The 3,815-nt window shown below is 40.3% G+C and carries 2 protein-coding genes and 1 pseudogene; 1 reads left to right on the plus strand and 2 read right to left on the minus strand.

The features are described 5' to 3' along the window. Window positions 1-1,215, minus strand: a 1,215-nt coding sequence (locus tag ACE1AQ_RS09565; RefSeq protein WP_374808307.1) for an IS5-like element ISMae6 family transposase, incomplete at its 3' end; no start/stop codon positions are given. 201 nt (window positions 1,216-1,416) lie between these two features. Between ACE1AQ_RS09565 and ACE1AQ_RS09570 the strand changes: the two are divergent. Continuing rightward, window positions 1,417-2,292: pseudogene (locus ACE1AQ_RS09570) on the plus strand (IS4 family transposase); the annotation flags it as partial. Between the two features lie 193 nt (window positions 2,293-2,485). Here ACE1AQ_RS09570 and ACE1AQ_RS09575 read toward each other — a convergent pair. Further along, window positions 2,486-3,511, minus strand: a complete 1,026-nt coding sequence (locus ACE1AQ_RS09575) for an ABC transporter permease (protein WP_008204302.1) — start codon at window positions 3,509-3,511, stop codon at window positions 2,486-2,488. Window positions 3,512-3,815 lie beyond the last annotated feature (304 nt).

The following is a 3,815-nucleotide window of genomic DNA, read 5'->3' on the forward strand; positions in this document are numbered from 1 at the left end:
TTGTTTCTTTTGTTCTTTACTAACATTTTTGGCTGGTCTTCCTAATGGGGGCCCACTGATTCTGATTCCCCTTTCTTTACACCAAGCTCGGTTTTCTCTGGTTCGATAAATTTTGTCCACATGAACTGATTCTGGATAGTATCCTGTATAGTCATAATAAGCTTCTATTTGTGCTTTTAAATCTCCCGATTCATTAAAGTTATCCCAACTAATCCGGTCTAAAAATATGTAACCATCTATACAGCTTGCTGAGAATTTAGCCCCAAATTCTACGGGTTTTCCAGCTTTTCCTCTGACTATCGGACGGATATGGGGTTGAGTTAAGCTGACAATTCTGTCTTCAATACTCTGTTTGTTATTTTGGTACATCCAGAGTTGTTGGCGATCAACTTCTGTGACTACTAATAACAGCTTATAGTCTCTTTTTTTCAAGCTTTGTAGCGAGGCTCCTTCTGCTAAAAGTTGTTCAATATGGTCGAGATTTCTTTTTAGATATTGCAGTTGTCTTTTCAGAGCTTTTCGTCTTTGTTTGACGGTAGGTTTTCTTTTTTTTGCTACTTCTAAATAACTTTTTCTGGCTAGGAGACGATAGGTTCTCGGTTTTTGAACAAGTTTTCCTTTTAAAGTTTCATAGAGAATATCAATAATTTTTTCGGTTTGTTTTCTTCCTTGATTTAACAGGTTTAAATCCGTAGGATAACTAATATCTGCGGGCGCACAACTGGCATCTAAAATTAATTTACCTCGATTTTCTGGTTGACTTTGGGTTTCGCTCTCTAACTTTTTTTCGGTGTTTTCTTCTTCTTTTATTTCTCTCGAATTTTTGACCATAAAGCGATTCACTTTATTAATTAGTTCCAGAGTGATTCTTTCTCGAAAGTGAACCAACATTGACGCTTCAAACCGGGGTTCATTGCTGTAGGATGAAAACCCCAAGAAGTATTGTAAATAAGGATTTTCTTTGATTTGTTCTACCGTTTCTCTATCGCTTGTTCCTAATTTTTCTTTAATAATTAATGCTCCGAGTGCTGTCCTGAATGTTTTGGCGGGTGTGCCCATTTCTTCTGAAAAAAGTGATGCGTATTCCGCTTCAAATTCTGACCAGGGAATGAGGTTGGCCATAATTACCCAACGATTGTCTTGGGATAATTTCCCCTCAAAGGGCAGCTCGAATTTTTCTGGTGGGGTTGAGGGTAACTCGCTTTTACGGTACATTAGCACTAATTAGAGAAGATGCAAGGGTGATGCAAGGGTGATGCAAGGGTTTTAAGAGATTCTAGCAGATTTAAGTGCATTTGGGAAGCTCTCAATCAAGCTAAAAGCCCTTTCCTGTAAGGTTTTTACCATTATTCAGCAAACCCTATGTATTATACTTCTTAATTTTTTATTTGGGTAATTAATTTTGCATGACTACTTATTTGGATAGCCGATGGCTCAACCCTAGAGCAGCTGAGGAAAAGGCTGAAAGCTTCCGAGAAGGAATCTGGGAAATTGGCTGGAAGAATAATGATGATTGTTGAGGCATTTACGCAAGTACCTGTGACAGTATGGTATCAGAAAAATGAGAAATGTAACGATAAAGTATGGGCAGAACAATTAATAAATGAGCTACCTACATCAGGCCTGCTAGTCGTTGACCTAGGCTTTTTTAGTTTTCCGTGGTTTGACCAATTTACTGAGGAAGGAAAATATTTTCTTACCCGCATGAGGGGAAAAACATCTTACCAAATAAAGCAAGTTTTGTCCGCAGGAAAACTTTACCGAGATGAGATTATTACCCTCGGTCAGTATCGCTCTAATCCTTGCCATTCGACCGTCAGATTAGTCTCAGTTCTTTGGGGAAATACTTGGTATGATTATTTGACAAACGTGCTTGATTCTGAACAACTATCCGCTGAAGAAGTTTGTGATTTGTCTAGAAGAAGATGGCAGATAGAAGAAGCTTTTCTCTTAACCAAGCGACTCTTAGGACTGGCCTATTTATGGGTTGGACACACTAACGGCGTACAAATCCAAATTCTCACTACCTTGATTTTCTATACTGTTCTCATTCAGATAGTTCAAGATGTGGCTGTAGCTCTCCATCAGCCGCAAGAAAAAATTTCTGTCGAGATGGTTTTTAGAAGCCTTTACTATGTAGCGAAGGCTTTCTGGAGGGGCGAAAACCCAGATGTAATCAGCTATTTAGCCGAACGCGCTCAACTTTTTGGACTGATTAAAGCTGAACGTCAGCGACATCGAGAGAAAGAGGCTCTCCATCGACAAATATGGGAACCTCTTCCCTTAAGTTGACACCAATGATTGCATTCGCCCTCTTTGAACAACTTCTGCTGCTCACCAATATGTGAGAGAAAATCACAAATATAAGATGCACCCAGTTATGGCTGCTACGAATGAAAGAAAAATCGTATTAGTACAAATGCTCGAATTACCCTCTCCCCTCTCCCCACTTCATAATTGATAATTCATAATTCCCTCTCCCTGATTAATAACGGATGCGAGGATCAATGTAAGCATTGATTAAATCGATCAAAATACTGGCAAAAACCACTATTGTCGCAAAAAAAGCCATTAATCCCTGCACTGTTGGGTAATCACGCAGAGAAATCGCCCGATATAACTGATTTCCCAAACCCGGCCAAGAAAAAGTAACTTCTGTCAAGACTGCACCACCTAAAAGAGCCGCAAAAGTTAATCCTAAGACAGTAATTACGGGAATTAGGGCATTTTTTAGCGCATGGGCGATCATAATCGTTTTTTCTGGTATTCCTCTCGCTTTTGCCGCATCTACATAGTCCGCTTGCAAAGTTTGTTTCAGATTAACTCGCACCATTCGTTCAAAAATTCCACTCAAAAGAATGCCGAGAGTAAAACTAGGTAAGACTAGATAATACAAAGCTATAGGCAACTTATCTAGTTGTAGAGTCATCAGACTATCAAGGGTGTATAAACCCGTAATTGTCTGGGGGGGAGTTTCACTCAAAGGAAAACGAGTCCCCAAGGGAAACCAGCGCAACTGTACCGCAAAAATTAGCTGTAAGAGCATTCCCACCCAAAAAATCGGCAAGGAATAGGTTATCAGTCCAAATAAACGTCCCCCCGCATCTAAGGGTGTATTCGGACGGGAAGCGGTGATAATTCCCAATCCGACTCCCACTATCACTGCAATCAGCATTCCATAAAAAGTTAGTTCCACCGTCGCTGGAAAATGTTTAGCGATAATCTCCCATACCGTCACCCCCTTACTGGTTAAAGAGTCTCCTAAATTGAGGCGCATTAGATTGAAAATATAGTCTAGGTACTGGAAAAATAGGGGTTTATTCAGTCCTAACTGTTCTCTTAGGGCATTTTTGGCACTTTCAGGGGCGCGGTTGCCTAAAATCGCATCCGTGGGATCACCAGGAGCAACACGCATCAGCAGAAAAACCACCGTCACGATCGTCCATAACATCAAGGGAGCTAGGAGTAAACGCACCAGTAAATAGGATTGTAAAGCAGCGCGGCGAGACATGAGGGCTTTCCGATCAGAAAATAGATTCTCAAGGAACCATACCCCAAAATCGACCCAGCGATCGAGAAGTAGTGAATAAAAAATTAAAAATTAAATAGGGAAAAATATTTAGTACAAATAAACTAAAATATCCGCACCGCCAGTTCTGTTCAAGGGACTACCCAAAAAGCTTAAAAGCTGAAAGGCTTACGTAGCAAGGGATAGAAAAAAGATCAAAAAATTTTGCCAAAAGGGGTTGACAAACCTGGGGAAGTTAGATACATTGGTAAATGCGCGGTTGAAGCGAAGCGAAAGCGAAGCGAAA

Source organism: Microcystis sp. BLCC-F209 (assembly GCF_041928595.1).
GTDB lineage: Bacteria > Cyanobacteriota > Cyanobacteriia > Cyanobacteriales > Microcystaceae > Microcystis.